Annotated in this window: 20 protein-coding genes and 1 pseudogene; 10 read left to right on the top strand and 11 right to left on the bottom strand. The window is 44.7% G+C overall.

Features of this window, described 5'->3' with window-relative positions:
• Positions 1 to 527: calcium-binding protein (locus tag QUB77_RS18435; protein ID WP_445251725.1), on the top strand; the 527-nt coding region annotated here is incomplete at its 5' end.
• A gap of 109 nt (positions 528 to 636) precedes the next feature.
• Here QUB77_RS18435 and QUB77_RS18430 read toward each other — a convergent pair.
• A complete protein-coding gene (locus tag QUB77_RS18430) occupies positions 637 to 1,389 on the bottom strand; it encodes a tetratricopeptide repeat protein (protein WP_333175730.1) in 753 nt (250 codons plus the stop codon).
• Positions 1,390 to 1,940: 551 nt separating this feature from the next.
• Here QUB77_RS18430 and QUB77_RS18425 point away from each other — a divergent pair.
• The 3 genes from QUB77_RS18425 (at position 1,941) to QUB77_RS18415 (ending at position 5,632) form a co-directional block, all read left to right on the top strand.
• Entirely contained in the window at positions 1,941 to 2,657 is a 717-nt protein-coding gene (locus tag QUB77_RS18425) for a pentapeptide repeat-containing protein (RefSeq protein ID WP_333175729.1), read from the top strand.
• A gap of 591 nt (positions 2,658 to 3,248) precedes the next feature.
• Positions 3,249 to 3,980 (top strand): cytochrome c biogenesis protein CcdA, encoded by a 732-nt coding sequence (locus QUB77_RS18420; RefSeq protein WP_445251724.1) that lies wholly within the window; start codon positions 3,249 to 3,251, stop codon positions 3,978 to 3,980.
• Positions 3,981 to 4,231: 251 nt separating this feature from the next.
• Positions 4,232 to 5,632 (top strand): cytochrome c biogenesis protein, encoded by a 1,401-nt coding sequence (locus QUB77_RS18415; protein ID WP_333175727.1) that lies wholly within the window; start codon positions 4,232 to 4,234, stop codon positions 5,630 to 5,632.
• A gap of 484 nt (positions 5,633 to 6,116) precedes the next feature.
• On the opposite strand, the gene queF is transcribed toward QUB77_RS18415, so the two are convergent.
• Positions 6,117 to 6,536 carry a preQ(1) synthase gene (gene queF, locus QUB77_RS18410; RefSeq protein WP_333175725.1) on the bottom strand — a complete coding sequence of 140 codons (420 nt, stop codon included), beginning with the start codon at positions 6,534 to 6,536 and terminating at the stop codon, positions 6,117 to 6,119.
• Between the two features lie 145 nt (positions 6,537 to 6,681).
• On the opposite strand from queF, the gene QUB77_RS18405 reads away from it, so the two are divergent.
• Entirely contained in the window at positions 6,682 to 7,278 is a 597-nt protein-coding gene (locus QUB77_RS18405; protein WP_333175723.1) for a hypothetical protein, read from the top strand.
• An 84-nt stretch (positions 7,279 to 7,362) separates the two neighbouring features.
• On the opposite strand, the gene speD is transcribed toward QUB77_RS18405, so the two are convergent.
• From speD to QUB77_RS18380, 5 genes are all read right to left on the bottom strand, one after another.
• A complete protein-coding gene (gene speD, locus QUB77_RS18400; protein ID WP_006633984.1) occupies positions 7,363 to 7,785 on the bottom strand; it encodes an adenosylmethionine decarboxylase in 423 nt (140 codons plus the stop codon).
• A gap of 388 nt (positions 7,786 to 8,173) precedes the next feature.
• Positions 8,174 to 9,235: a pentapeptide repeat-containing protein gene (locus tag QUB77_RS18395; protein ID WP_333175721.1), complete on the bottom strand. Its 1,062-nt coding sequence runs from the start codon at positions 9,233 to 9,235 to the stop codon at positions 8,174 to 8,176.
• A gap of 1,497 nt (positions 9,236 to 10,732) precedes the next feature.
• Positions 10,733 to 11,962: a histidine kinase gene (locus QUB77_RS18390; RefSeq protein ID WP_333175719.1), complete on the bottom strand. Its 1,230-nt coding sequence runs from the start codon at positions 11,960 to 11,962 to the stop codon at positions 10,733 to 10,735.
• Positions 11,963 to 12,360: 398 nt separating this feature from the next.
• Positions 12,361 to 12,843: a BON domain-containing protein gene (locus tag QUB77_RS18385; RefSeq protein ID WP_333175717.1), complete on the bottom strand. Its 483-nt coding sequence runs from the start codon at positions 12,841 to 12,843 to the stop codon at positions 12,361 to 12,363.
• Between the two features lie 479 nt (positions 12,844 to 13,322).
• A complete protein-coding gene (locus QUB77_RS18380) occupies positions 13,323 to 13,877 on the bottom strand; it encodes a hypothetical protein (protein WP_333175716.1) in 555 nt (184 codons plus the stop codon).
• Positions 13,878 to 13,946: 69 nt separating this feature from the next.
• Between QUB77_RS18380 and QUB77_RS18375 the strand changes: the two genes are divergently transcribed.
• The gene (locus QUB77_RS18375) at positions 13,947 to 15,368 is read left to right on the top strand and encodes an S-layer homology domain-containing protein (protein ID WP_333175714.1); all 1,422 of its coding nucleotides are present in this window, start codon (positions 13,947 to 13,949) and stop codon (positions 15,366 to 15,368) included.
• Positions 15,369 to 15,907: 539 nt separating this feature from the next.
• Positions 15,908 to 16,942, top strand: coding sequence for a histidine kinase (locus QUB77_RS18370; RefSeq protein WP_333175712.1), 1,035 nt, complete (start codon positions 15,908 to 15,910; stop codon positions 16,940 to 16,942).
• A 554-nt stretch (positions 16,943 to 17,496) separates the two neighbouring features.
• Here QUB77_RS18370 and QUB77_RS18365 read toward each other — a convergent pair.
• Both QUB77_RS18365 and QUB77_RS18360 read right to left on the bottom strand, forming a co-directional pair.
• Positions 17,497 to 17,742, bottom strand: coding sequence for a hypothetical protein (locus QUB77_RS18365; RefSeq protein ID WP_190736801.1), 246 nt, complete (start codon positions 17,740 to 17,742; stop codon positions 17,497 to 17,499).
• 14 nt (positions 17,743 to 17,756) lie between these two features.
• Positions 17,757 to 18,293: an HAD hydrolase-like protein gene (locus QUB77_RS18360; protein ID WP_333175708.1), complete on the bottom strand. Its 537-nt coding sequence runs from the start codon at positions 18,291 to 18,293 to the stop codon at positions 17,757 to 17,759.
• 962 nt (positions 18,294 to 19,255) lie between these two features.
• On the opposite strand from QUB77_RS18360, the gene QUB77_RS18355 reads away from it, so the two are divergent.
• Positions 19,256 to 20,716, top strand: a complete 1,461-nt coding sequence (locus QUB77_RS18355; protein WP_333175706.1) for an MFS transporter — start codon at positions 19,256 to 19,258, stop codon at positions 20,714 to 20,716.
• Positions 20,717 to 21,217: 501 nt separating this feature from the next.
• Here QUB77_RS18355 and QUB77_RS18350 read toward each other — a convergent pair.
• Positions 21,218 to 21,826, bottom strand: coding sequence for an IS630 family transposase (locus QUB77_RS18350; protein WP_333175704.1), 609 nt, complete (start codon positions 21,824 to 21,826; stop codon positions 21,218 to 21,220).
• Between the two features lie 4 nt (positions 21,827 to 21,830).
• A complete protein-coding gene (locus QUB77_RS18345) occupies positions 21,831 to 22,277 on the bottom strand; it encodes a helix-turn-helix domain-containing protein (protein WP_333175702.1) in 447 nt (148 codons plus the stop codon).
• Between the two features lie 120 nt (positions 22,278 to 22,397).
• Here QUB77_RS18345 and QUB77_RS18340 point away from each other — a divergent pair, with 120 nt between their 5' ends.
• Both QUB77_RS18340 and QUB77_RS18335 read left to right on the top strand, forming a co-directional pair.
• Complete coding sequence (locus QUB77_RS18340; RefSeq protein ID WP_333175700.1) at positions 22,398 to 22,706, top strand: hypothetical protein; 309 nt, start codon at positions 22,398 to 22,400, stop codon at positions 22,704 to 22,706.
• Positions 22,707 to 22,784: 78 nt separating this feature from the next.
• Positions 22,785 to 23,497: pseudogene (locus QUB77_RS18335) on the top strand (IS1 family transposase).
• The last annotated feature ends 25 nt before the right edge of the window (positions 23,498 to 23,522 follow it).

The following is a 23,522-nucleotide window of genomic DNA, read 5'->3' as shown; positions in this document are numbered from 1 at the left end:
CGGGCGAAGAAGGCGACGACTTTTTGCGAGGCGGCAAAGGTAACGACTCCATTAGCGGCGGTGTTGACGACGATATTATCAACGGAAATCTCGGCGACGATAATGTCAATGGTGATGCTGGTAACGACTTTTTGCGAGGCGGCCGAGGAAACGATATTTTAATCGGCGGCGATGGTAACGATGTTTTAATCGGCGATAGTGACAGCGATACTCTCACCGGCGGCGCAGGTGCAGATACTTTTGTTCGGGTTACGGGTGAAATTCTTGAGTTGGATGGGATGAGCGATATAATTCTTGATTTTAGGCCGGGAGATGGCGATCGTATTGGCTTGACCAGCCCTTTATCCAACACCTCATTCACCCAATCAGGCAGCAACACACTCATTCAATTTGGAGGAGTTACTTTGGCTGTGGTTCAAAATGCCACTCCTGCAGCAGTTCAAAATGCTGCTTTTGAAATTAACTTTTCTTCTGCTTACCTTGCCGATAACTTGCCTTCCAGAGACGCGGCTTTGAGTATTGGCTAACTTTAATAAGACTGAAGCAATAATTATAGGTGTAGGGTGCTCTTGGGTGCACCTTACCTGATTATCAATAGCCAATTCCCAATTCCCAATTCCCAATTCCCAAATTGAACTAACACCATAGCTTTGTAATTTGAGAAACTGCCTCTTGATAAGAATCCATTCTCCCCTGCTCCTTAAAAAGCCCTGCCGCCTTCTGAAAATCCTCAAAGGCTCCCTGAACCTCTCTCAATTTATATCTAGTCACTCCTCGGTTAAAGTAAGCTTTAGCAAAATCGCGATCGAGGCGAATTGCTGACTCAAAATCAGCTAGTGCTGCCAGGGAATTCTCCATTTGCAGGTGGATAGCACCTCGGTTAAAGTAAGCTTGGGTTAAATTGGGGTTGAGCAGGAGTGCCGAGGTGTAATCGGCGATCGCCGCAGTATAATCTTTTAAACGAGTCAGCATAAACCCCCGATTGCTGTAATACTTGGCTCGGTAAGGATTGAGTTCGATGGCTGTAGTTAAATCTTCGATCGCCGATTGCTTGTAGCCTAATTTGTAGCGGGCCACACCGCGATCGTTGTAAGCTGACGCGAATTGGGGATTAATGTTAATTGTGGCAGTAAAATTTTTAATAGCGCCGTGCAAGTCTTGTTGTTCGAGATTTTTTAAACCCTGAGTGTAAAACTTTTTGGTACTCACTTTTAAATTTGCCTCTTGTCGGGATTCAGCTTGATCGCCCGAAAATACGCCGGCAATATTAGTGAGTCCCAAAGATTCGATCGAATTGAAAATAGTTGTGACAACTAATTGGGTTGGGAGAAGGGGGATAGTAGGCATGGGAAAAGTGCTGTTCAACTGTATGCTGTCATTTTCCTCCATACTTCAGCTACTGACAGTGATATCCGTAGTTTCAGGAACGTGATAAGTTTGATGAGATTGGGTGATGCTGGGGCTTGAGTTGTGTGATGAAAGTTCGGCTTAGTTAGTGATGCCGATCGCAATTAACAAAAATTGCGTCTAGAACCCTTTAAAAATAGGGCTTGTAGGCTATAGGAGCGGTTTCTTGATTCCCATATTGAGCAGTTTATACCGGGATTGTTTGCAGGTATGCCCCTGGGAGAGCGAGCGCAACTGCCTGCTGCAAGTATTACTTTGTAGCGATATTGCACTGGCAAATCCCAATCAAACTTGCGGTTATCCGATACCAGGTTTTTAGGAAAAAAATTAGTTTGGCAGGGAGGCATTTGTGAATCAACCGGGTTTCTAGCTCAAAGGGGGTGTAACACAACCTGAGTTAAGTTTGTGCCTGCGCCAACCCTGATTAACCTTTCACTACACTAATATTTTTGAGTAATCTTGCTGAGGAAAGTTGCCGATTCTTTGCTATGCTTTGATTAGACATCAATAATTTATGGCGCAAGTTAGTGTCAATGAAAAGAGTTATGAGGTTGAAAACTTTCTTCGCTACGGTGTTGGCGATCGTCCTGTTCACTCTCTACTTAACTCCTCCTGTTATGGCAGCGAATACGGAGGATGTGAGTCACCTATTAAAAGATAATTGGTGCGTCAGCTTTCTGTGGAAGCAATGCGATTTGAGCGCTGTCGATTTGCGGGGCGCTAATCTCCAAGAAGCCAATTTGTCCGGGGCTAATTTGAGCGGCGCTAATTTGGCCGGTGCTAACTTAAAAGATGCGGATCTTTCTGACGCAGATCTCACCGGCGCTAATTTAGCAAATGCTGATATTTTAGGCACGGATCTCAGTCGATCTAATTTGACCGAAGCTAATTTCAACAGCACGAAGTTGTGGGATGCTAATCTCACTTTGGCAAATCTGAGTCGCGCCAATTTACAGGATGCTAATGTCTTAGATACTCGACTTTGGGGAAGCAATCTTACCCAAGCTAATTTAACGGATGCGACGCTGCACGGTGCTGACTTGCAATATGCTAATTTGGCAGACACTAATTTAACAGGTGCTGACTTGCACAGCTTCTTTTTCCGAGGTTCCAAACAAGTCACAAATTTGAGCAATGCTAATTTAGAAGGCGCTATTTTAACGGGCGCAAATCTCAGAGGTGCGGTGCTGGCAGGGGCAATAATGCCGGACGGGTCTATTAATGAAGAAAGTGGCTTTAATTTAAAGTAGAGTAAAATTAAAGTCTGCTTGAATAATTTCCACAACAGGCTTTCGGGCCGATTTCGCAGTCAATGAATTATCTGGTGTAGCTGCGCCAGTTGCCAACAGCTTGTTGAGGATGCTGTCAAGATATCAATTTAAACCAGGGTGCGATCGACCTTTTAACTCCCAACCAGTAAATATCGCTAAAATCTTAAATCTCAAACCGAACCTGCCCGCATCTGTTACAATTTTCAACAAAGCCAGAACAGCCCCGAACCTGAAGTCACCTGCCTAGGGATACAAGCCCCCGACAGGAGTCGTGAAGAGCAAAAATATTAGATATTTAGTTTAAACTCCCAGATTCATCTGTAGAGCCTCTCTAAAATCTAAAATCGATGGGCTGTGAAGTCAATCTAAAATCTAAAATCTAAAATCTAAAATCGATGGGCTGTGGAGTCAATCTAAAATCTAAAATCGATGGGCTGTGAAGTCAATCTAAAATCTAAAATCTAAAATCGATGGGCTGTGAAGTCAATCTAAAATCTAAAATCTAAAATCTAAAATCGATGGGCTGTGGAGTCAATCTAAAATCTAAAATCTAAAATCTAAAATCGACTGATGGAAACCCTGCAAACTCAACTTTATCAACTCGCACAATTTGCTAATAATTTAGTAAATACTCAACTGACAAACCTCAGTTTAGTCAGCGTCGGAGTCATCTTTCTGGCAGGGTTGCTAACGAGCTTAACGCCCTGTATGCTTTCAATGTTGCCGATCACGATCGGCTACATCGGTGGATACGAAGCAAAAAGTCGCCTGCAAGCAGCAGCCCAGTCTGCGTGGTTTTCCCTGGGATTAGCCACCACCCTTGCGGGTTTAGGTATTGTAGCATCATTTGCCGGACAAGTTTACGGCAAAATTGGCCTGGGTTTGCCGATTCTGGTCAGCATTATTGCTATTCTAATGGGGCTGAATTTACTCGAAGCTTTACCCTTACAAATGCCGTCTTTCGACGCTGTGGGGTGGGTGCCGAAAGATTTGCCCGCGGGCGTGCGATCGTACTTATTGGGCTTAACTTTTGGTTTAGTAGCGTCTCCCTGCAGCACGCCGGTTTTAGCTACACTCTTAGCTTGGGTTTCCAAAACGGGAGATACAGTTTTAGGTGGTGTGCTGCTACTGTTTTATGCTGCTGGCTACGTCGCTCCGCTGATTATAGCAGGTACTTTCACTGCTAGCATTAAAAAGTTGTTAGAATTACGTCGGTGGTCTAGTTGGATTACGCCTGTTAGCGGTGTTTTGCTAGTAGGATTTGGCGTTTTCTCTCTGCTTTCCCGCATCCTTCCCGCTTAAGTTTAGTAGTAAGGACTTCAGTCTTTATTTAAAGATATAGCAATCTCTACTGAATGCGTGAATTAAGTTTTTTTTAACGAACCGAACCGCGAAGAACTCCAAGGAAGGAAAAAAGAAAGAAAAGAGAAAGAATTCAAAATTGATTGAGACTTCCTCGATAATAATATTTTATTCATGTTTTGTTTTTCCCTCCTCTTTCTTCCTTCTTCCTTCTTCCTTCTTCCTTTTTCCTTCTTTCTTCATAATTACCAATGACATCAAAAGAAGTATTTCTATCTAAACTATCAAACTGGGCGACGGCCCCTCAAAGGTTTTTCAAGCGAGAAATCTTGCCGGTGCTAGCAGATTTGCGGCTGGCAATTATCTTACTGCTGGCGATCGCATTTTTCAGCATTTCCGGCACCGTCATCGAACAAGGTCAATCAGTACCATTTTACCAATCTAACTATCCAGAACACCCCGCTTTGTTCGGCTTCCTAACTTGGAAAGTTGTGCTAATTGCAGGACTAGACCACGTGTACCGCACTTGGTGGTTTTTGTCAATCCTAATTTTGTTCGGCAGCAGCTTAACAGCTTGTACATTTACCCGACAATTTCCGGCATTAAAAGCCGCCCGCCGCTGGAAATTTTATGAAGAACCAAAGCAGTTTGAAAAATTAGCTCTCAGTGCGGAATTAGAAACAGTTCCTTTAAGTTCCTTAGAACCACTTTTGCAGCAAAAAAACTACCGCATATTTCGAGAAGGCGAAAAAGTTTATGCTCGCAAGGGAATAATTGGTAAAATCGGCCCGATTATTGTTCACGCCAGTATGCTAATTATTTTAGCTGGGTCGATGTGGGGCGCGATGACGGGATTTCTCGGTCAAGAAATGGTTCCCAGCGGCGAAACATTTCAGGTGCAGAATATCCTGGATGCGGGACCTTGGGCGGGGCCACAAATACCGAAGGATTGGTCGATGCGAGTTAATCGGTTTTGGATTGATTATACTCCCGAAGGCGGCATCGACCAATTTTACTCTGACCTGTCAGTTTTGGACAAAACAGGCCAAGAGGTCGATCGCAAAACCATTCACGTTAACGAGCCCCTCAGATACCGGGGAGTCACATTTTATCAAGCAGATTGGGCAATAGCCGCCGTGCGAGTTCGCCTCAATAAAAGCCCGGTTTTACAATTGCCAATGGCTCAGCTAGACACCCAAGGTAACGGCCGAATTTGGGGTGCTTGGATTCCCACAAAACCAGATTTGAGTGCGGGAGTTTCTCTGCTAGCAAAAGACTTGCAAGGAACGATGTTAGTGTACGGTACGGATGGCAAATTGTTAACTACAGTTCGCGCGGGCACGGCGGTAGAAGTTAACGGAGTCATGCTGACAATTGACGAAGTTGTAGGCAGTACGGGATTGCAAATTAAAGCCGATCCGGGCATTCCAATCGTTTATACTGGCTTCGGGTTGCTGATGCTGAGCGTGCTGATGAGCTATCTGTCTCACTCGCAAATTTGGGCTTTGGAAAAAAACGGCAAACTATACGTCGGCGGGCGCACAAATCGCGCTCAGGTAAGTTTTGAAAGAGAAGTTGTGGAGATTTTGGACAAGTTGGCAGAATCGAAAACAGCAGAGGAAAAAAGTGCGTTAAGCGAAGCTATCCCGTAGGGAATCGCCCCGACTTCTGTTGTAAGTCAAAGTTAACCGTAGGGTGCGCACTGCGCACCTTACACCAACGATAAATATCAAAAAGATTAGTTGAGTTTGTAGGGTGCGCCTTGCCAGATTTGTTGAGGTGGTTAATGTGAACCGGATAAAAAGCAGAAAATCGCTATTTCACTTTCCGAGTTTTCAAATTTCAAGTAATGAAAATTTCTATACGGAGCTTTGGTTTAAAAATCCAAATGCTGAAACGCCTGTCTCTCCGTACTCTCCGGTGGGGAACAAACTCAACCTACGCGCAGTACACGCCCTACCAACTACGAGAGTTTAAGCGTTTGAGGGAATTTTTGACTACATTGAGAGGGCTGCCCTGACGCACTCTACAATTACTTACTAATTTTAACAATTTTATTTCTTAAAACCCTTGTGGGGTGCGCTTCGACGCCACCCCACAATTAAATCTCAATGCCACCACAGCTAAATACCCACCCTACTTCTGGTGCCTCACCTCAATCACGGTGTGGACGTTCCCCCGTGGCGAAAAATCGCCCTTAATCGTCGCTTCCAACGGCGCGCAAGCCGCCACAAAATCGTCTAAAATTTGATTGATCGATTCTTCGTGAGAAATGTAGCGATCGCGATAACTGTTAACGTACAGTTTCAGCGCCTTTAACTCTACCACCCGCTCGTCTGGCACGTAAGTAACGTGAATTGTCGCAAAATCTGGATAGCCAGAAAATGGACACTTGCAAGTAAACTCCGGCAAAGTAATGTTAATTGAGTAGCGCCGCCCGACTCGCGGATTCGGGAAAGTAATTAACTCCCCTTCCAAAATCTGGCGTTCACCGTATTTCATTTCCTCGGTGCTTGACTTTTGCGACATACTTTGTTCGGTTGCGTAGTTGTTCATAGCGATTGACTAATAACTTGTAACATTAAATTAAATTTACGTTCAATATTTGTAACAAATATCTTGACGAATTGTGTTGCGATCGATCTAATTGTAAATACTCTCAGGCTAAACTAAAACAAGTTCACCCTCGCCATCTACAATTATGCAAAATACTACCTTATCTGACAATACTTCCCCTGAAAACTCAAATAGTTACTCTCCATCAGTACCGATTTCCCTCTATCGAGAAGTCACGGCAGAGCTGCAAGCAGCCCAAGCGATGGTGGACTCCCTCAAAACCCACAATCAGCAATTAGTCCAACAAAATCAACAACTGCGGCGAGAAGTAGAAACAGTAGTTCAAGTATCCCAACAGTTACAGCAAGTAGTCAACTCGGCTCAGAGTGTCACCCAGACAGGGATGCCTCAGATGCCGTCAGTCAAATTCAATTTCAGCATTGAACCTCCGCCCCCACCACCTGCAACCTCGCAGACTAACTCTGCCATACCTCAACCACCTCAGACAGTGGCTTTCCCCTTCCCACTACCGGAACCGGAGCCAAAAGGCTCCCCGATTCCGCAGCCACTTCCAGAAAAATTATTTACAGAGGTGCCGGAAACTCCTTACCGTGTGATACCTCAACCCAAAAAAACTTCAGACTTAAGCGGATTGTGGTTGGCCATTGCGATTTTTCTGATTGTGATTGCAGCTTTCGGCGCAGGTTATTTAGTTGTCCGCCCTTTATTAATGAAAAAGTAAATTCCAACAAGAATCCCACGGCTCAAGCCGTGGGATTTTAAACAAAACCTAGCATAAAATGTTCAAAGTTACGCTAATTGGCCATCATCCTCTGGCGGCACTCGTTTCTACTGAACGAGGGGCATACTGCTCTTCACAAGCAGAACCTACGATTCCCACCCCTGGCTCGAAACCGCGCGTGAACTCAGTGAGTTTTACCTGTTTAGCTTCCAAAGCAGTCTGTAGCACCTTCATGGCTCGGTGAGGGTCGCCGGCTCCGCAGAAAAATAAGTCTGCAGCAAAATAACCGTGTTCAGGCCAAGTATGGATTGCTATATGAGACTCGGCCAAAGTAGCAGTAGCCGTCACTCCGTGAGGACTAAACTGGTGTACGCACAAATCGATGAGAGTAGCTCCTCCGGCTTCGATCGCATCGAGTATGGCGCGGCGGATACGTTCAGGATCGTTGAGCAGGTCTCCAGGAGACTGCCAAGCATCAGCGACCAGATGGGTTCCCAATTGTTTCATTCTGCGGGGTTTTACCTCTAACTCACAATGTCTCAAACCTTTTGACTATAGCACGCAGTTCAGGAATTTTCAAGTATATTTCCCAAAAAAATCAAAAATAGTTGTATCGGTGGTGCACAGGGGTTTTTGGGCGCTTTGGCCAGGGTCGATGCCAGGTTGAGTTTGATTGGAGTTCGATACGCCCGATCGATATTTCCTGCCACAATCGGCTTTTGCTAGAATGCGGTTAAAGCCCAACCGCCTTAATTTGCTCCAGCCGAGGGAGAGGCTAGAAACCCGGAAGGGCCGGCACTCTTGGCACCGCCCATACAAAAATCGGGTTTCTCGGTGTTCGGTTTTTTGAGATTGACCTACTTAGTTATGGTTAATCAAATGGTTAATCAACTCATCAATCCCGGCTGTGAGTAGCTCCATTGGGCAAAATTGCCCCGCTCAAAGCCGCTTCATTCAAATTATCAACATTCAAGCTGGCCCCAATCAAATTAGCCTCCGACAAATTAGTTCCTGTCAAATTCGCCCCTGTCAGAGAACTCAACAGCAAACCCGCTCCCGACAAATTGGCGTGACTCAAATTCGCCCCCCGCAAATCCGCTTCCAGCAAGCTAGCACCTGACAAATTCGCACCGCTCAAATTAGCTCCCCGCAAAGAAGCTTTGTTCAAATTCGCAGCCCTCAAATCAGCATTGTGCAGAATCAAACCATTCAAATTTGCTTTACTCAAATTAGCTCCCTGCAAGTCGGCACCGCTCAAATTAGAGCCATTTAGATTGGCTGATTGTAAGTCAGCACCGCTCAAGTCAGCACCGCTCAAATTAGCAGCGCAAATAGAAGCCTCCCGCAGACTTGCTTCGCTCAAAGAAGCCCCAACCAAATTGACACCGCTGAGATTTCCGCGATTGAGATAAGCCCGAGTTAGATTTGCTCCGCTCAGGTTCGCCCCGTTCAAATCTACCTCACTGAGAATTGCTCTAGTCAGATTTGCTCTACTTAAATCAACCCCGCTCATAATTGCTCGGCTCAGCGTCGCCCCGCTCAAATTAGCCTCAGTTAGTTTTGAGCCGCTTAGCAAACAAGCTCCTACTAAACTCGCTCCCGTCATCACAGCTTTGCTCAAGTCAGCCTGAGACAAGATTGCTCCGCTGAGATTTGCCCCGCTAAAATCTGCGGCGATCGCCACAGTTCCCGTTAAACTAGAACTGCCAAGGTTAGCTTCAATTAATTTCGCCTTAGACAAATTAGCCCCGCTCAAGTCGGCGCCGTTTAAATTAGCTCCAATCAGTTTGCTTCTAATTAAGTTGGCGCCTTTCAAATTAGCGCTGCTCAAATTTGTTCGACTGAGATTAGCTTCACTCAAATGAGCTTCAATGAGGTTAGCCCCTCGAAAATCTCGTTCCCCGTTTCTATGTCTAATTAAAAGTTCATCGGCACTTAAAATTTCAGTGAAATTCATAAAAAAAGTTGAGTGAGTTTCCTTAATTTCTCGATGTTCTCTGTTGTCTGAAAGTTTGTACTATCGTGTTTGTCAGTAAGTTTTTTAAACCTATACTGCCACACTAACAATTGTCAAAACTGCTTGATTCATAGCATCACCCTGCTAACCTAGTTATCACTTAGGAAAAGAAACCGGGTTCTGGTAAAATCTGAAGTTTGCCCGCGCGGAAGTCCTGAAAAAAACCGAGTTTATCGCCGCGTGTAAGCCCTGTAAGTCTTATTTTGCTAGTAATTAGTTGGCGGTTAATATTAGTTGTTAATTGTTAGTTGGATTTATACTAACTGCTAATCACTAACTATTAACTGCTAACCATTTACCAAAAAAATACCAAGAGGTTTTAGATCGATCTTGTCAACGTTGATCGAATATTTGGGGTATTGCTGGCGGCAGCCGCGCCGCATTCTGACCAGAAAAATTGCTAGTACAGGCGATCGGATTTATTAGTGCAATCAAGAAACAAGATATCGGAGCTTCTACCCCTAATGCCTTCTACATAAGTGCCTTCAATCTTCGATCGCCCATGAAAGCAGAGCCTGGTCAGCTCAGCTAGTCTCACCTCCCCCCACTGTGCTCGATGCCAGTGAAAACCAACAGGAAGGCTGTTTCCGTCGGAGTGATGAAGTCGCAGGCGAAGCAAGCAATACGCTGCCATTAGCCTGAGATTTCGCGAAAAAATGAACCGCGAGCCGTTCCGGTATTCTCGCGCTGCTGTGCTTGCTGTTAATCTTTACTCGATCCATGAGCGCTTGCGGTTCTAATTAACAGAACACCCGACACCAGACGCGCTCCCGGACATAAAAGCTGTTCCTGGGCTTCTCAAATGTTTCGCTGAGGCATTCCCAGAAAAACTGTATTCCTGTAGCAGGTCTTGCCAACGGCAATTCGGCTGCTACAGCCAACTAATGACCAGCCTAAGTCTTGCCGGAAGGTGACGACAATATTATTATTCTAATATTTGCCGACCACCGCAGGCTTTTCTGAGCGCGTGGGACTGGCTACTTCACCTGTATAAGTTGCTGAAATTAGCTACCCATAATTAAAGATAGTCGCTCTTTGACTAACTGGGCAATATCTGTGGTAATTTAGGTCATTAAATTTGATAATACTGCGGGGTTTAAAATCGAGCAGTAGTGAGTGTTACAGACTAAAAAACCGCTGCAGATTTCTGCTTTCTGCTGTAAAAATTCAGGGAGCCGATCGATCCTCCGGCGCAAAGCCCAGCTCACGGACTCGGCCCCCAATCAAAATTAAACTTTTGACAGGTGGCTTTTTTAAGTTTCCAGAACAAAACAAAAGCCGGCTTTCAGAGAAAAAGCCGACTTTTGAGATAATTTACCGACGAAGCGTAAAACCGCTAGCTCGCCGGTGTTGGTTGGATCACTTTCCACAATTCGAGTGCGCGAGTGCGACTACCCTGCTGGAAGTATAAACAATACCCAAACAAACTCTGAATTATTAAATCAGAGGGCGGCCGGTAGTGCCACGAGTGGGATCGTAAACACCAGCGGTAGTATCAACCCCAGGAGTGCCAGGTGCGCCGTAATCAGCCCGAGCGTTATCGACGCTGGGATGATAGTCGTAGGTGTTCCAATGCTGAATGCCTCCGCGGCTCAGAATGGTTTCAGCTTTAGCGACTTCTGCTTCGCTGCCGTCCACCAGTACCAAGTAATCTCCTCTGGCCACGCGATCGTTGTATACTTTAGCTTCCTCTTCGGGAATTCCCATACCGACTAAAGCTCCGATCAAGCTGCCTGCAGCGGCACCCAAAGCCGTACCGGCAAGTGTAGTGGCGATCGCCGTAGCTGAGGCTCCTGCCAGCATAATCGGCCCGATGCCCGGAATAGCCACTAAGCCCAGACCTACCAACAAGCCTGTCAAACCGCCCAAAGTGCCACCTGTGAGGGCGCCTTTTGTGGCCCCTTCATCGGCCTTGTTATCTGTGCTGTCGTGCACGTCAATGCCTGCGATGTCCCCTTTCGAGTCAGCATCCTTAGCGATAACCGAAACCCGATTCATGTCGAAACCGGCAGTTCTCAGTTCTCCCAGCGCGTGTTCCGTCTCGCGGCGGGTTGAAAATACTCCCACGGCGCGCTTCTGGCGACCCGAAGCTCTGCGGCCGGTGTCTGCCGGCACATCATAAATGCCCCAATCCTGAATGCCCCGCACGCTCATAATTCCTTCGGCTGTGGCAAGTTCGGCATCTGTTCCTTCTACGAATACCAAATATTCTCCGCGCGAGACGCGATCGTTATAAACTTTAGCTTTTTCTTCGGGAACTCCCAAGCCGACCAAACCGCCGACCAAACCGCCTGCTGCTGCGCCAATCGCGCCTCCGATTACAGTATCTGCCAGCAGAGTTGCGATCGCACCCCCTGCCATCACCGGGCCAACTCCCGGAATCGCCAGTGCCCCAATACTTCCGAGCAACCCAATCAAACCGCCCGTCACGACTCCCGCTGTCGCCCCTGCTTTGGCGCCACCGCCGACTTGGTCGTCGGTACCCTTACCAGTACCAGTACCAGTACCAGTGCTAGCGCCCGCAATTTTGCTGTGATCGAGATTTTCCCCAACTACCGAAACTTTATTCATCGGAAACCCGGTACTTTGCAGCTCCATCAGGGCTAGTTCCGTATCTCGGTAATTAGAAAATGCTCCTACAGCTCGCTTGTGTTGACCTAAAGCCATTTTTTTTCTCCTGAAAAATATACTACTTTTACACAACCACAGAATTTATGCTCTGCCATCAATCACATTTAGTCATTTTTTCCCAACAATTTTCATCGGTCGGTGGGAATAAATTCCAGCTCTATCTTCAGATTGGTTTCCCACTAATTATCCGGGCTGAAAAATCGGAAATTGGGAAGAGGAAGTTGCAGGTATTGCGCGAGTTTTGAGTGCGTAAATTTTAAATGCAATTTACACTCTTTAACTTAAAACCCCGCTCTCCCTAGAGAGTCACCTAAGCCTTGCGCTCCGCTCCCAAAGCAATCTTACAAGGCCCAACTTTACCCTCTTCCCTCAGACTTCTCTCCTAGATAACTACATCCTTCTCCCTGCCTTCCCTCGGATTTCTTCCTTCTAATTTATGGATTGCTGCTAGGCGATGCGGGTGCAGCGGGGGCGACAACAGCGGTAACATTCACCTGTTTGACACCCTTAATCTCTTTAGCTAGTGGCTCAATTTTAGCTAAATCAGTTTGATTGGGAACTGTGCCACCTACGGTGACAAGCCCATCTTTTGCATCAACAGTTAGCTGACCTTTAGTGATGTTTACTTCTAACTTGGATCGCACTTCACTTTGGAGGTCGCCATCGGCTCTGATTGCATCGCCACCCGTCACATTGTTGCGCTGTTCTCTGGCCCTGATATCAGAATTTGCTTGGTTTTGGCGAATCTGGCTAGTGGCGTCACCCTGAGTTTTTTGAACTGTCTCGGCTGGGGGCGGGCTAGCGGTATTTTCTGTGGTAGAATTAGGAGCATCAGCGCTAGTTTTAGCCCCTTCGCTGCAAGCAGCAGCTCCAAATAATAGGATGCCGCTGAGGAGAATTGGTGTTAGTTTGTTCATAATAGGTTAATACCCTCCGGGTAAGCTTTCAATGAGGCTGACTTGGTTGAGCCAGATGGGAGCCAGATGAAGCAAGACAGCATCTTTGTTTGTGCTTTCTGGTTTGTGCTTTCTGCGATTTAAAAATCCTTATATCAAATATATAAACTTGAGCAAGGATCTACATCGCTCCACGGGTGTAAAAATTATCTATGTCGTTAGATAGAGTACAAAAAAGAAAAAAAGGTATTAATTCAAATTTAGCGTAATTTAGTTATGACCACATTATTACTCAGAAACAGGTTTGAACCCGCCTTTTTTGTGGCCCAGGTCAATATTTTCATAGACACCAAGTTGAAAAGCGTAAGTTTTATGAATAAATTCGATCGCCCATCCCAACTAATTTTTCTCTCTTCCCTGGAACCTGTGACTTATTCCCTCAACCTCTCTCCGTTAAATCTGTTAAATCTCCTACGCTACTCATTGCCAAACTTCCTGCTTCAAAACAAACGAAAAGAGTCGAGAAATTTTTGAGCATTTTCGGGTTCTGGGGTAGTAGCAACCAGGCCGTAAACGCGCGTTTCCACCAAAAAAACTTGACCTACACCTATAGGTTCAGTGGGAGAAAGCGGCTGAAACTCAAATTCTTTTCCGGGATAGCCTCCGAGGGAAATATCCCGCACTTGCAAGACTTTAGCATTCGCTGCCACGACGAAAAAATCAACGGCATTATTTAAAGTAATTCTGATATTATTGATATTATTGTTACTTAGCCGAAAATCCAGGTCAAAGTATTGAAGCAAATAAGTTTCTTTGTTTTTTAAGTTCGAGCGGTATGTATGAGCAATAATTTGATTTGAAAAAGTTTCAGAATTAATTTTGGGATTTGCGGGCATATCGATCGCAAACTGACCCATCGCCGAGCAAAATGGCTGCCACTCTGGCGTCTGAATTTCTGGCCGCAGCGGGGCTGGTTGAGATGCAGCGGGACGGGCAAACTTGACAGGGTATGAAAGTAATGTAGCAGTAACTAGAAGTAAATACAGAAATTTCATTTGGGTAAAAATTATATATGCCCGATCGATATGCGCTAGCCTAGAAATATATCTGCAAAGGGGCGATTTATGCTGAATATTATATTTACTCAACGGCGAGGCCACTCTCAAGGGCGATCTAAAATCACTAAAACCAATACAACCAATATACTCGCTGCTGTAAATACTGGGCTGGCTGTGTGTCTGCTGGCTGCTGTCACAGCTTGTGCAAACAGCCCCAACAGCAAGGCCCTCGAAGAAGCTTTAGCCGCCGATCCAAAATTAAAACAAAACCCAGTAGTTTTCTCTTCCCCGCCACCAGCGACAGCAATTGAGACAAACTCTACCGCCAAACTTCCTCCCGATTTCCCCACAGAGATTCCACTCTATCCTAATGCTGAGTTAATCGAAGTTAGTAGGCAAACAGATCCGTCGCCAAAAAATGTGCGGCTGCGCTGGGAAAGCACTGATCCGGTTAATTCGGTTCAGAACTTTTACTCGACAGAGTTTGGGCGTCGCAACTGGGAAATAGTCAGCCGCCCCACCGCCGAGGGACAAGGTTCTTTGGTAGCAACGCGAGATAATTTACGGGTAACTGTGTCGCTTTCTCCTACTCAGAAAGTAGGGGGTTCTACAGAATTTGCGATCGACTACAGTAAAGAGGGCTCAGAAATTGCCGCCAGTCCCCAACCTAACAATTCCGAGTCTAGCGCATCTCCAACCGCTTCACCAACTCCATCTAATTCAGAGGGAACTACTCCAACGCCATCCGCCTCGCCAAAATCAGCACAAGTTAGCCAACTAGACACCCAAATTCCTCAACAGTTGCGACAGTATGTAGCTGATTTAAGTCAGTTGGAAGTGCTGAAAGTGCGATCCTCTCCGAGGGCTTCGCTAACGGCAGAAAATGCTAATTTAGAAACAGCCAGCACTTTGCCCAAACCCAACAAAATTGTCACTCGCCGCGAATACGCCCGCTGGTTAGTAGCAGCTAACAATCAGATTTATGCTAGCCGTCAAGCCAAACAAATTAGATTAGCAGTAGACTCTAGCGAACCAGCCTTTTCTGACGTACCCAAAACTGACCCGGATTTTTCAGCAATTCAAGGTTTAGCAGAAGCCGGTGTAATTCCGAGTTCGCTTTCGGGAGAAAGTAAAGATGTGAAATTTCGCCCCGATGCACCTTTAACTCGCGAAACAATGATTCTCTGGAAAGTGCCTTTAGATAGTCGTCAAGTTTTACCCACAGCTAACATTGAGGGAGTGAAAGAAAAGTGGGGTTTTCAAGATGCTTCTAAGATTGATTCCCAGGCATCGCGGGCAGTTTTAGCTGATTTTAACAATGGAGACTTAGCGAATATTCGCCGCGTTTTTGGTTTTACTACACTGTTTCAGCCGAAGAAAGCGGTGACTCGTGCCGAAGCTGCTGCTAGTTTGTGGTATTTTGGCGTTCAAGATCAGGGATTGTCGGCTAAAGATGCCCTGGAAGCCAAGTCTCAACCAGCTCAATAGAGTTGTATGGGGTGGTTAAAAGTTTTGAACAAAGCATCTACTTAGCAATACCCAAGAAACCGGGTTTTTTCTCTGTAACCCAACCCGGTTTCTGCGTCCAAGACTGCCGAAATTTTACCAAATTTTGATTGATCGGCGGGCGATCGCCCGCCACAAAAATTGCACATTGAGTTTCTAGGATTTCGGTGAATATGGCTTATCCAGAAACCGACTTTTATCTACGAAAATGCCCTGTAAAACGCGAGGCCGACCTGTGAAAAGCCGGGTTTCTTTAATTTTTTTGGGGAACTTATGGTTAAAAACCCGTTTACAACTTATACATCGGCTTTTCTGCCTTTGTGGCCTACCCTAGGGGATAGATTTTTTTTGCTTTAATCTTAATTTCTGTATCCTGCCATACAACTGCTGCATTTGGCGGGCAAATTTTATACACATTTTAACTAACACTTTGTTCAAAACTCTCAGTAGGATTCCGGATGCCGTAGCGGCCTTAACGATAAATGAACAAGAGTGTTTGAGCTCTTGGAGAGCATTTTTTCATGTACGATATTACCTTATTTACCCCGCAAGACATGGCTAAATGCAGCTTAGTCCTGCGCTACTTAGGTCGAAATACTGCTAGTATGGAAGCCAGCAGCCAAAAGATTGTTAACTATATTTACCAACATTTTTGCGATTCGCAAACAGGAGAAAATACCTGTGCCTTAGTGCGTTTGTTCAAAACTCATCCCTACGGGGAATTAGAAGACTCATTGCAACAATCCGCCCGCGGCTTAATGAAGGGCAATTCCCCCGCCGCCGACATGAAATGTTGGACTCTGCTAGCAGCCGCAGGCACAGAACCGCAGTGGAATTCTCGGCACACAGCAGCAGAAAATACAGCTATTCCATTAGTTAGCACAAAATTAGTGGCTCAAATGCCGGCGATTTCGGAAATGCTCCGGCAGTTTGGTTTAGATATTCCTACATTCCTCGGAATTGAGCCAGAAAGGTTCCTGCAATTAGAGCCAGCAGTATTAAATATTTTTCACGTATCAGAGGCAAAAGGCAGTCGCTTTATTCCTGAGCAAAATTATTTAATTCTCCCCTACCAAGTCAAGTCGGTCTTGGGATTTGGGGGACTTCTGCCGTCAGGAAGTTTGTTTGCCGTAGTGATGTTCCTGAAAGTTAAAATTCCCCAAAGCACGGCTGAAATGTTTAAAGATTTGGCACTTAGTGTCAAAACAGCATTGTCTAGCCCCGACGAAAAAAGTGTGTTTGAGTATTCAGAAAATTCTAAATTTTTTGTTGATAATAACAATTATACCGAAACCCAGTTACTTGAACATCAAGTTGCCAATTTGATTGAATTACTGGATTTTTCAGAACAAGAAATGCTCAAACAAGCCACTTGCTTTCAACAGACTATTGACAATTTACAGCGCGAACTAGCCGAATACAAAAATAAAGAACAAGCTTTGAAAGCAAGTCAAGATAAATTTACAGGCATCCTCAATATTCCCAATGAGGCTATTGTTGTGGTCGAAGAAAGTCAAGTAATTCCGCGCTTTAATCAAGGGGAAGAACCGATTTAAACTAAGCTCTGTGTTTAGCAACCCGGTTTATCCAAGAAACCGGGTTGTTGCTGTGTTTGTTCAGTGAATTTTACTTTTATAGGAAGGAGTGCGAGCATCCGACTTGCTGTATATATATCTAAGTATGTCGGCAGGAAAAAAATTATGTAAATAAATGAATATTAATGTCCGTTCCCCAAAATCATACTACAAGGATGCTGAGAGTTTGAGAAATATTTTATGCACGTAAATTACCAATAAAAAATTGATTTAACCCCAGAGGAGTTAAAAATAATTTTGTCGCAGCCCCGTGAACTATAATTAATCGACCACAAATTCAGACACCGAGATTGGTTAAAAGCTGGATATAACCAAAGCTTTACAGATGGAGTGAACCTGCCAGGTGTAAAGAGAATTACTGTAAATAGATGGTTAAAACAATATAGTGCTGGCGGTCGGCAAAAATTGTTAAAAATACGGCACGTAACTGGTAAACCCGGAGTCATACTCTCCCCTGACACAGCATACCCGATCGCGGTTTGCGGTATTGTCCAGACCACTTGATTTTGCTGTGGTCATTCCCCCTGCTGTGCTTGAATTTCATTGAGCAACATCTCATCAGAGTAGGATTTTTCCCATTCGCCCTGAAGCTTGAGCCGCACTGACTTTGCGCCACCACTAGGCGTACAGACTACCCAGTACGTATCTTCTTGTCCTTTAACCTGAGCCGCATCCTGGTTTTCTGCATTGTGGGAAATCCCAGAATAGGCTTGAATACATACCCAGGTAATGCCGTTGCTATCTGTAATCTCTCGTTCCATGATTATTCTTTGAGTTACTTTACTTCTGTAAGGTTGGGGACGATCGCCTCTTGATGTTGCTCGATCCAGTCCCATGCCCATTGAAAGGGTATACGTGCTCGTTGCGCAGCCTGTTCATCTTCGGGGCGATCGCCCACATACAGCGAATTTTGCGGGGTGTGTTTGTGTCTGACCATTGCTAGTTGCAACATACCCGATCGCGGTTTGCGGTACTGTCCAGACCACTTAGTTTGGCTGTGGTTATAAACATTGTGGCCAGTGACGCGGAAACACTTTTTACCCTCAAAGTCGGGGCAGAAGTAGATCTCTCTCAACTCTGGGAATAACTCAAGCGTGTATTGCTGTTCCTGGATGCACTCTTGCATAGACTTATGACCTGCGGCCACTCCACCTTGGTTGGTGATGCCGGCAATTATCCAATCGTCTTTGTAGGCGCGAATGGCAATCTGGGCACCTTCAATAATCCGTTGATCTTTGGGATGTTGGAAGTATTGGTGTCCGCTGAGTGGTTCACGGAGCGTACCATCCATATCTATTAGTAATAAGCTCATCGTTCCCTAGAAAATTCCCTGTTTTATTAAACATCCTAAGCTGCGATCCATTTCCTCTCCTCTAGCTAATGGAATGTACTGCTAGGGCGATCGACCTATCTTGAAACGAAAGGGGTTGCCTCTCCGCCAGAGATACAAATCTCCCCCACCAAAGAATTTAGCCTCACTTCAGTGCTAGCAGAGACAACCCCTTCCTTTTGCCCCTCCTTCCTGAAATCAAGTTGATGATTACCTCAAGTCCGATGCCCCTCGAAGCCCAACAACGGCAACCACCTGTAATTTATTGGCTTCAATCGAGCCTACTCCTTAAAATCCTCATTAAAAATTCTTCCGCTTAAAGATGAAGTCACTATAGGAAAGTTTGGTGGAGTTGAAATCTACCAGTTCAACTTCTAACTGCATATACCTTAGAGGTGGCATATTTGCATCCTCCTCAGAGTTTAGAAAGAAATCTATCTTGAGAAATAACCTCTAATGATTAACTCTAAACTTATTTAAGTAAATATTGTAAGTAACAACTTTAAGTTTATTGACAAATAAAAATAATTATTATTTATAAACCTTTTTGTCAAATTATTAAAGTTCTACTATACTAGCAATAGTCCGGACAGTTTTTAATCACCAACGGTAGAATGCTGGTTTCAGTTTTCTCAGGAGGTCACATCTTAACTGTAGAATGCGGGTTTCAGCCGCTGCCCCAAAACCTGTGCGGAGTATTGATACTAGAATAGAGAGTATTTTTATATGAATTCTGTAAAAAAAGCCTGACTATTTGAGACAGGTGGTGGTTATATTTCTGAAATACTTTATGGCGTATACTAATTAACGCTCAGCAGGTAAGGGGTTGCCATTACAGGGTTTATTTAAATAAAGCATTTTTTAGGACATTTGTCTTTAGAAAGGCACTCAGATCAAAGCAGTAATGTAGTTCCGATTAAGTCTTTAAATATTGCCGAGATAATATGCTCAGTCCACAGGAAGATAGCATTTTAGTAGAAACGAGTCCTCTGGCCCCTCTGGTCATTGAGAAAAGCCCAGACAATAAGGCATTATCAGAGACAGTATTTACGGCAAACCCGCATCTTAAAATTCCCAAGGCAGAAATTCGGAAAAGCCTCAAGGCATTAACTACCGAAGGTAGCTTCGCTACGGTGTTTTACAGTATTATTGGCGGCGCGTTGCTTAGTAATTTCTTGCTGGATCTCGGTGCCAGTACAGTGGAAATTGGTCTCCTGGCCTCAATTCCTCAGGTAACCAATTTGCTGCAACCGCTGGGAGCCTATTTGGGAGACCGCCTCAAGAGTCGCCACTGGTATTCCCTGTTGATTTTCGGCTCGTCGCGGCTGCCGTGGTTGCTGATTGTGCCTGGGATTTGGTTGGTCAGCTCCTCTCGTATCCAGCCGCGCCAGTTGGTGCTGTTGACATTGGCAATTATCTGCCTGAGTAATTTTATGGAAGCTTTGGGCCGTGCTTCCTTTCTTAGCTGGATGGCTGTGTTAGTACCAGACCGATTGCGGGGGCGGTATTTTGGCTTTCGCAATAGTGTGGTGACATTAACCAATCTCATCGGCGTGCCGCTGCTGGGTCTAGCGGTATCGAAGTGGCCGGGTGGTTCGCTCTCTGGCTTCGGTGTGGTCTTGGTTGTGGGAGTTGTGTTCGCAATACTCAGTCTGATCTTTCAGTTCTGGATCACCGATGTCAACCCGCAGCTAGTACACGCCGCAGATTCCGATACAGACCAGGGGTCGCCCTTGAAGAAAGTTTTTAGCTTCTTTAAAAATGCCAATTTTTTGAGGTTTCTGCTTTACTCTGGCTTGTGGAGCTTTGCGGTTAACGTCAGCGCTCCCTTCTTTAACCTCTACTTGCTGGGGGATCTCAACCTAGATGTCAGCGTGGTAACGCTCTATAACAGCTTGGGAGCTGGTGCTAACTTGCTGATGCTGATGTTCTGGGGCAGACTGGCTGACCGGATTGGCAATCGCCCACTGATGATAATGGTAGGCATCTTGGTGGCTCTGACGCCTCTACTGTGGCTAGAATCAGGAACTTCTCCCATTTTCCTTTGGGCTTGGTTCCCCTTGTTGCACATACTCGGCGGTGCGACTTGGGCAGCGATTGACCTGTGCAGTGGCAATCTGATGATGTCGGTAACACCGCTACGCAACCAGTCGCTTTATTTTGCGGTTGCGGCGGCGGTTCCTGGAATCACGGGGGCGATCGGCATCACGGTTGGTGGGTATGTCGCGACTCTGACTGATTTTGGTGGTTTGCCAACGGTGTTTGCTCTCTCAGCCGTCTTGCGACTGTTTGCCCTCCTGCCCTTGGTGTTTGTTCGCGAGCAGCGTTCTGTGCCTGTGGGTCAGCTAATACGCGCCCTATTCCCAGGCAGGCAACCAACAAAGCTGATTGAAGCAAAGGAATAGCAATAAATTTATGGCCTAGCCCTGGTTGCTTCCCTGAACGATGAGTTTCTAACGTTCGTCGCCAGTCAGTTGCCTCATAGCCTCCCCATAATTTGGATTACCGGATCGAGGCTCAAGCACTGCTATTCGATCGCCTAAATCCTTGTCTGATCCGAGCCTTGTCCCTGCTGGTGCATCTCATATTCTTGGATAAATTGGGCGATCGTATTTTTCCGATCTTCTGTTAACTCGCTCGTTTCACCCAGACTCCTGATTTGTTCAAGGATAGCCGATGGTTCGAGATAGGGTTCGAGCCAGTTAAGGTCAAGTTTGTAGCCTGTTCTGGGAGTTTCGTTCGACCAATCCTCACTAAAATCTTTTTACAGCACCTTCTCCAAGAAATTAACTAGCCCTTCGTCATTAGACCTCTTGCAAAAAAAATTTATGCTATAATAGAAGGCTTTCAATTTAATCCCCCACGAAGCTCACTCATAATTATAAATTGCTGCTAATACCACTTCACTATGAACCTGCACTTAATATAGCTTCAAGGATATAGTCCGAACCACAGAGAGATAAAACTTCTTCATTCGTGAGAGATTTAATAATTATATCTACCTGTTCTTTAAGTTTATCTAAACTCGAATAATTTTCCCACTTGAGGCCTTTTTTTTTATGTTCCCACAATCTTTCAATCGGATTTAATTCAGGACTAGAGGCAGGTAAATATATTGGCATTACATGGTCGTGCCAGTCTAATAAGAGAGCTTTATGAAAACTACCATTATCCATAATAATTAGATTGAAATAGTCTGAGTATTTTTGGCTAAATCCATTTAAAAACTCTTGAAAACAGTTGCTATCGATGCGAGCAAATTCTTGATAATATTGTTCGCCTGTTGCTGGCTCTACGACTTTATAAACATAAAAGTTGCCTCGCTTCCATTGCTTTTTCCCGACGGGCTTTACCCCCTTTAATGTAATCATCCTGCCCTGCATAGTAATCAATCCAAATCTACTCTCGTCCTGACACCATATCCTTACAGGCTTTCCTTTTACGAAATATTTAATCATTACTTTGATAATCTCACACAGTTTTTTTTTAAAGTTTGTCTGTGCAACTTCGTTCACTTTATTACTTTGGGGTCTTGGGACGAAAGAGGTAAGCTTTTAATTTATAATGAACTAGGTCATGTACTACTTTATAGCTCACTTTAATCCCGCATTCTTTTTCGAGCCATAGCTGTAATTTGCCATAACTTGTCTCCCCCTCTGGTTCTTGCAGTTTTTTGATTAATTTTTCTCTGACTTCGGGTGGTATATGTGGATTCTTCCCGGGAGCTTTTTTTACTGTGAGTAATTCTGTAATTCCACCTTGCTTGTATGTTTTAAACCAACGATATATTGTTGAAGAGTCTCCCTTCAGCATCGTGGCTAATTCTTCTCTTGTTTTGATTCTTTTGGTGGCAATCCAGTATAATAGCAGTAATTTTTCTTTACTTACTGCAGTTATAGCCCGTTCGAGTCGATGCTCTAGTTCCTCAACCGTTTCCTGGATTTCTACCTGAAATTTGTTGGCCATATTGGATCTTCTCTACTTTTAGCCTATATTTAGTATAGCTTCATAGTGAATTGGTATAAGATTCCAACTTAATTATAGGTTTGAGTTCGGTACACAGATATAGAGCTTATTGGCGGCTTTTTGTCAAGTACAATTTATACCAAATTAGATGAGCTTACCCTGTGTACTAAAACAGAGGACTATAACGCAGTGGGTAAAATGATTGGTGCTAAAGATTGGGTTAAGGATGAAAATCCAGCAGATAACCCAAAAGTAGTATATGACCAAAGTGGCCCGGTAGATAAAAAATTTCAAGAGGTAGATAGGGGAGTCTCAATCTCCGTAAGATTTGGAAAAAACACTTATCCAAGCGACTTAAAGTGGATACCGACAAATAATGCGAGTTCTTGGATGAAAATTTTACGTGTTAAAACTGCTCTTGGAGGGTAGTGCCATGAAGCAAAGGATGGAGTAAACTTAAGCTACTATTAGAGAGAAGTGTTTGCCATTGGTGATAGGACAGTAGAAATTAATTCTTGCCCCCATTGTGGCTCCGAATAAGTTAGTCGTAACGGTCAGACTCGGCATGGTAAACAAAACTACAAATGTCGAGAATGTGGTCGTCAATTTGTTCTAAATCCCGCGTGGAAAGCTATTACGAAAGAACAACAGGAGTTAATCCAGCGGATGCTACTTGAACGTATTTCACGGCGGCCGGAATTGATCTGGTATTACAAGTGTCAGAAGATACACTGCAGCGGTACGTAAATGCTCTCTTCTGTTGTTGTTAACAAGCAAGTGTCGCGAAGTACCAAGCCAAAAAAGCGCCTGAATGTTCAGATGGATGAGTTATGGTCGGCAAGTTGACAATAAAGGCAATCAGCAGTGGGTTTGGCTGGCATTGGATGCCCAGACTAGGGAAATTGTGGGTTTACATATTGGAGATCGTAGCGCAGTATCAGAAGAGTGCTTTATGGAATTCCATGCCACCTGTTTACCGTCAATGTGCTGTAATTTATACTGACCATTGGAGTGCTTATGATTCTGTATTGCCCAGTAAACGTCATTATAGTGTAGACTCTCGATAGTGGTTGTACCAGCTATATCGAGCGATTTAACTGTACCCTTCGACAGTATCTCGATTGGTGAGAAAGAGCTTATCCAACTCTTAGAAATTGGAAAATCATATTGCTGCAATTTGGAGTTTTGTACATCATTATAATGCTCGTTTACAACTCTAGATACCTACTTTTTTTTGAATTCGGT

The sequence above is a fragment of the Microcoleus sp. AT9b-C3 genome, from assembly GCF_036705485.1.
Classification (GTDB): Bacteria; Cyanobacteriota; Cyanobacteriia; order Cyanobacteriales; family Microcoleaceae; genus Microcoleus.
The sequence above is the reverse complement of the archived record's forward strand: the minus strand, read 5'-3'. Positions and strand labels throughout refer to the sequence as shown.